The organism is Spartinivicinus poritis (assembly GCF_028858535.1).
Classification (GTDB): domain Bacteria; phylum Pseudomonadota; class Gammaproteobacteria; order Pseudomonadales; family Zooshikellaceae; genus Spartinivicinus; species Spartinivicinus poritis.
Window position 1 is genome coordinate 1 of the sequence record NZ_JAPMOU010000113.1, and the last position, 5,199, is coordinate 5,199.

At 36.6% G+C, this 5,199-nt stretch carries 4 protein-coding genes; 2 read left to right on the forward strand and 2 right to left on the reverse strand.

Annotation, left to right across the window (positions count from 1 at the left end; all coding sequences use genetic code 11):
* Positions 1 to 960: 960 nt before the first annotated feature.
* Positions 961 to 1,683, forward strand: a complete 723-nt coding sequence (locus ORQ98_RS28850) for a substrate-binding periplasmic protein (RefSeq protein WP_274692290.1) — start codon at positions 961 to 963, stop codon at positions 1,681 to 1,683.
* A 320-nt stretch (positions 1,684 to 2,003) separates the two neighbouring features.
* Here the strand turns inward: ORQ98_RS28850 and ORQ98_RS28855 are convergent, their stop codons facing one another.
* Both ORQ98_RS28855 and ORQ98_RS28860 read right to left on the reverse strand, forming a co-directional pair.
* Positions 2,004 to 2,564 (reverse strand): hypothetical protein, encoded by a 561-nt coding sequence (locus tag ORQ98_RS28855; protein ID WP_274692291.1) that lies wholly within the window; start codon positions 2,562 to 2,564, stop codon positions 2,004 to 2,006.
* 291 nt (positions 2,565 to 2,855) lie between these two features.
* Positions 2,856 to 3,161: a hypothetical protein gene (locus tag ORQ98_RS28860; protein WP_274692292.1), complete on the reverse strand. Its 306-nt coding sequence runs from the start codon at positions 3,159 to 3,161 to the stop codon at positions 2,856 to 2,858.
* A gap of 369 nt (positions 3,162 to 3,530) precedes the next feature.
* Here ORQ98_RS28860 and ORQ98_RS28865 point away from each other — a divergent pair, with 369 nt between their 5' ends.
* On the forward strand, positions 3,531 to 4,994 hold the full coding sequence (locus tag ORQ98_RS28865; protein WP_274692293.1) for a hypothetical protein: 1,464 nt from the start codon (positions 3,531 to 3,533) through the stop codon (positions 4,992 to 4,994).
* The last annotated feature ends 205 nt before the right edge of the window (positions 4,995 to 5,199 follow it).

Sequence of the window (5,199 nt, forward strand, 5' to 3'; positions counted from 1 at the left end):
ATGGGTAATGGATTAGCTGAGTTTGCAGATTAGGTACTCAGTTACACCTAAAAATGATTCGTTATGGGTATATATGAACTGAAGGCAGGCTTTGAGCTAGCCCAAATTTGTGGGTAATTAAATGCCAAGGATGGTGGGAATGCAGTTTATGCAGGAGCATTTAACTGTCTTCGTTTCTCACCCCAATTACCTATTTCAATAGGCTCATGAGGCTTCGTCACTTGATGGCCTCACCTAAAAACCCTTCGCATTGGGTATATTACTAGGCATTATCTGAGAGGACTCTAAGATTACCTAATTTTGGGCTTTAATATAAACAAACAGATTTTGCCATCATTGAGCACATATTGGTTATTATCTACCAACAAATTTTTAATTATTTAAAATATCTCTTTATCATCAACTACTGACAAAGCTTGAATTGCCTTCCATAGAAACTCTGGATTAGCTGATCTCAACTATATTTCAAGCCGTTTAGGCTTATCAAATGACTTCCTCTGGCAGGCATTGCATTACTTTTCACTTTATTGAACTTCCTTTCAGTTTTTTGCATTTTGTGAAATTAGCAGTTAACACCTAAACCTCATACATAGCATGTTCTAGAGCTAGATTACTGCACTCTTTTCAATTGCACAAAACTTTTGTGACGCAAAACCCAAAGAGAGGATAAGTGCTTTTTCCACTCTTCTGGATTCCGGGGCAGATTTGTTGTCTTAATGACAGTAAATTAGATACCACTAATACAGTTAGATAGATAAGAGCAACAAGCGGACTAATGCCCTTTCAGGAGATTAGAAGTCAGATATATAGAGGGCTTGAGGCTGGTTATTCCCTGCCAACCGATCATTAGAATAAGTAAAATATCTGTAACAGAGTAACAAAGATAAGCTTGCTATTATTTATAGTGTAAGCTTTAGGAAATTTACTTACACCTATCAGGATGATGTAGAGATAAGCAAAATGAAAGCTGGACTACTCTTACTACTTTTGTCATTCACCACATATGCTAAAGATACTTTATCGATTGGAATACCGAAAAGTAAGCCACCCTACTCTTTTCAAGATAAAGGAATTATTATAGATATCTTAAAGAAGGTTTTCGATGAGCAAAAGTTTGAACTAAAATTTATTCCACTACAAAATGAAGAGATAGACTACTCTCTAAGATCATCTAAAATCGACGTTTCGACTATCACACATGTAAAATATAAGAATTTATACTACTCCAGTAACTACCTGCCTTTTGATGATGTAGCAATAACCTTAGAAGAGAAAAAGCTAAATATAAGAACTATTCATGACCTTGATGGTTTATCACTGGTTTCCTGGGAGGGCGCCCCCAAATTATTAGGTCCTGAATACCAAAAGCTTGCTAAAAAAAACCGTAATAGATGGCTTGAAGTACCTTTACAGTCCCACCAAAACAAAATGTTTTGGACAAAAAGAACTGATGTACTAATTTGTGACCTCGCTATTTTTTTATGGATGAAAAACAAGCTTGCTCTGAAAGGTATTGATACAACTAAAAAATACAAAATTCACCGTATTTTTGGTGGACCTATTTATCAGCGAGCTGGATTTAAAAGCAAAAACTTAAGAGACTATTTTGACAACCGAATAGAAGCAATTAAATCTAATGGTGAATATCAATCTGTGTTTGATTACTATAAAGACCCAACTTAGAGCATCGTTTTCAAGTCAATATTCTGCTGATTTACTGAGCCAGCCTGTTGTATCAGGCTAGACTTATTGGTAGGCCCGGTAGGCGTGTAGCCATGCATAGAAAGATCTAAAAGCCTGCTCAACCAACTCCATAAATTCAGAAAATAGTTGCAGTACACTATCAATTTCATTTCCAAACCAGACCTTACCACAGTCTTTCACTACCTAAAGATAATAGTGGCATTACTTTATTCAACTTAATACTCCCTTTTGAAAAGCATCACTTACAAAAGGGAGCTACATATTAGCTATACAATTTACATATCGAAATAAAATCTATTTTACTCATCCATACATAATGAGTGGCCTAAATTTTTACTATCGTTTACTTTTAATGAGCATCCATAACCAGAGCCTGTTACTGAACCTCTGTTACCTATACGAACAATATCCCACTCGCCAAGTGATTCACATACTTCTTTGAGATTTTGAGATACGTCTTCAAATGATACATGTTTCATTTTGCTAGGACAGGTTTCACCTTCAACTTTTTTCTGTTGCTTGGGTACTCCACATAGTCCATGCCCCAAGTTACGGCTATCTATTAGTTTTATCTCACAACCATAGCCGCTACCAGAAATAGAAGCTTCTCCTGCCAGTCTAACTATTGCCCACCGATCAGTTTTATCAATCAGATTACAGTATCCACTAATATTTTTTGCTACAGTTTTTAAATCAATTAGCGATTGTCCATCCTTACAATACTCGCTTGATTCAAAGCCACTAGCGTTAGTATTTAGCTTGTTAACTGATACTTCCTCATCTGCCAAAACAGCCGATGAAATAAATAAAACACTTGTTGTACTTAAAGGAATAAGCACCTTCTTTAAGATATTTATCATAAAAAATACACCTTATTAAATAGTTATACTTACCATTTCTGGGAGCGAAGAAGATATGTCATTGCTTTTTATTTTTTTGGCATTTTTTCACACAAAAAATAATGTATAAATTTGTAAATACAAAAAAGCCCACCAAGTTAAAACCTATTTAATCGGTCAGCTTTTAAAAGCGTGAAGTAAATTTTCTTTATAAATATATCAACAGTTGTACAATATGTTTTGTATATAAATACAAGTACAACATACCAATTAATGCTGTATTTGTTTGATCTACTATAATCGCTTGTTGTATCAGCTTAAGCTTGTTGGTCGTTCCAGCAGACGTATACCCATGGGTGGATAAAAGACCTGCTCAACAACATCCATAAATTCTGACAGCAGTTGCAGTACATTATCACTTTCATTTCTCAGCCAGACCTTACCGCCATCTTTTACTTGAGTGACTTGTTTCAGTTTAGCCAGGCTGTGTATGCCGTTAATGTGCTCCTGCATATCGTTACCCACGACAGTATGACTATCGTTGTCTATAGCTACCTTTAAATTATCGATTGCTGCTAATTCAGCTGTACCACCTGAGTGTAGCTTTATTGAGCCCATCACCTCTATAACTTTGGTGCCTCAGTGCTCTGTTCAGCAATGGCTGCTTGACTCATTTGGTCTTGGGTTTCTTGATGAAGTAGTTACTAACTCGTCCATGGAATACGGTTTGTGATGTATTCCCAGGCGCCTATCTCTGGTATGAGCGCCATAACACTGGGTAACTTTTGATCAGGTTTGCCTTGTGTATTTTATCTTCTACTGTCTACTGCGTCATAGGTGTTAAAGTCATCCTTAACACTACATAACAACTATATTTATTAACAAGAATAAAAAACTAAAAACAAATGTAAATACGTAACATTTAAGCAATGATATTATGTTAACTCTTTAAATATTACACTTTTCATAAATCACTTACAAAAAACTATGAAGATAAATAACGTTAAAAAACAATGGATGGCACTGTTATGTATAGTGGCATACTCAAAATTTGCTAGTGCTTACTTTTACGAATATTCATCATCTAATTTAAATATAGGACTTGAAGGGGCTTCTAGTATGCATGGTGACACTAGGTCCTCTGATACAACACCTTTAGCAGGCCCTGGAGTGGGCAATATTACATATCACTCTAGAGCTTTTATTTCGGCATGCCCAACAGTACTAGTTCGTACAGATGGTAATCCAATGGCGTTATGTACTGCATACCTTGATCGTAGTCCTGTTATCCGAATTTTGAATAAAGATAATGGATTCTCCATGGCAAACCTCAAGCTAAACTCTGGAACGCTATTAGGAGGTGTTTATGCCTACTTAGATAGTCAGGATAGATTAGTCATGGTGGATGGAAAAAATGACTTAATTCGTATAAGAGCTGATTTAGTATCAGGCCCTCTAGGTAAAAATTGGGATTTAACTATTGATTCCAAAGTGTCTCTGGTCTCAGCGATCACAAAGTATTGTGGTAGTCCATCCTGTGATGGTGTAGTTAGTTTAAGTGTCGACGAAGATAGTGCAATATGGTTTGTATCTCAACAGTCTGTGGTTGGCGTTTTAGATACTGAGACCGGTAATATATCAACTGTGAAATTGGCCGAAAATGAATTAATACATAACTCTTTTTCAACAGCTTCTGGTCGGCGTGCTGCTATTGCGACTGATCGAGCGCTCTACTTATTGAAAAAAGATGAATTGGGAAATCCTGTAATTAAATGGCGTCATACATACAATGCAGGTACCCATCGAAAACCTGGCCAACTTAGCCATGGTACAGGCGCTACCCCTACCTTTTTTGGCCCAAACACTGGTACCGAATATGTGACCATTAGCGATAATGCGGATAATTTAATTTCTCTTATCGTTCGTGATGCTACTACTGTGGAAGGGAAGCTGATATGTCAACAAAGACTTTTTGATAAAAACTCTTCTGGTACTGAAAACTCAGCTATAGGCGTTGGAAATACAGTTATCGTAGCATCTACTTATGGGTATCCATATCCTGCAGTTCCCAAAGGAGCTGGTAAAGCAATACCTGAAACAGCAGATTTTGTAGGAGGAATGATACGGGTAGATGTACGTGAAGATAAAAGTGGCTGTGATGTGATTTGGAAAAATGCTGTACGATCCAGTGCTGTGCCTAAGCTATCCACATCTGATCAATTAATCTATACCGTGGAAAGAAAACACATACTGGGTAAATACAAAACTACTAATATGGACAGTTTTCACTTTACTGTGATAGATCCAAATACAGGAATGACGCTTTCACAGAACTTTATTGGTGCAGGACTGTTTCAAGATACATTGCAAACTGCAGGCAATGCTGGTGAAGGAGGTATTTATTGGCAAGGCACCACTAGCGGGGTAACGAGGATAGAATCTCGCAAATAAGAGTCTATGGAAAAATACATAACCTGCAACCAGAAATTTGCAAGATATTAGTACTAAGTACTTAATACTACAGTTGATACAATATACCCTTCGCGAATGATTTTTAGGTTTTGTTATGACCACCAAGGATGGCATTTAATTACCCATAAACTTGCAATGAATACTAGGTTATGTCACGTTAGCTTCCCAAAAAGGACTTCTGGGT

What these genes read in the sequence shown, in the direction of transcription:
- ORQ98_RS28855 (WP_274692291.1), bottom strand. Translation starts at nt 2,564, where the DNA reads ATGATAAATATCTTAAAGAAGGTGCTTATTCCTTTAAGTACAACAAGT.
- ORQ98_RS28865 (WP_274692293.1), top strand. Translation starts at nt 3,531, where the DNA reads ATGAAGATAAATAACGTTAAAAAACAATGGATGGCACTGTTATGTATA.
- ORQ98_RS28850 (WP_274692290.1), top strand. Translation starts at nt 961, where the DNA reads ATGAAAGCTGGACTACTCTTACTACTTTTGTCATTCACCACATATGCT.
- ORQ98_RS28860 (WP_274692292.1), bottom strand. Translation starts at nt 3,161, where the DNA reads ATGGGCTCAATAAAGCTACACTCAGGTGGTACAGCTGAATTAGCAGCA.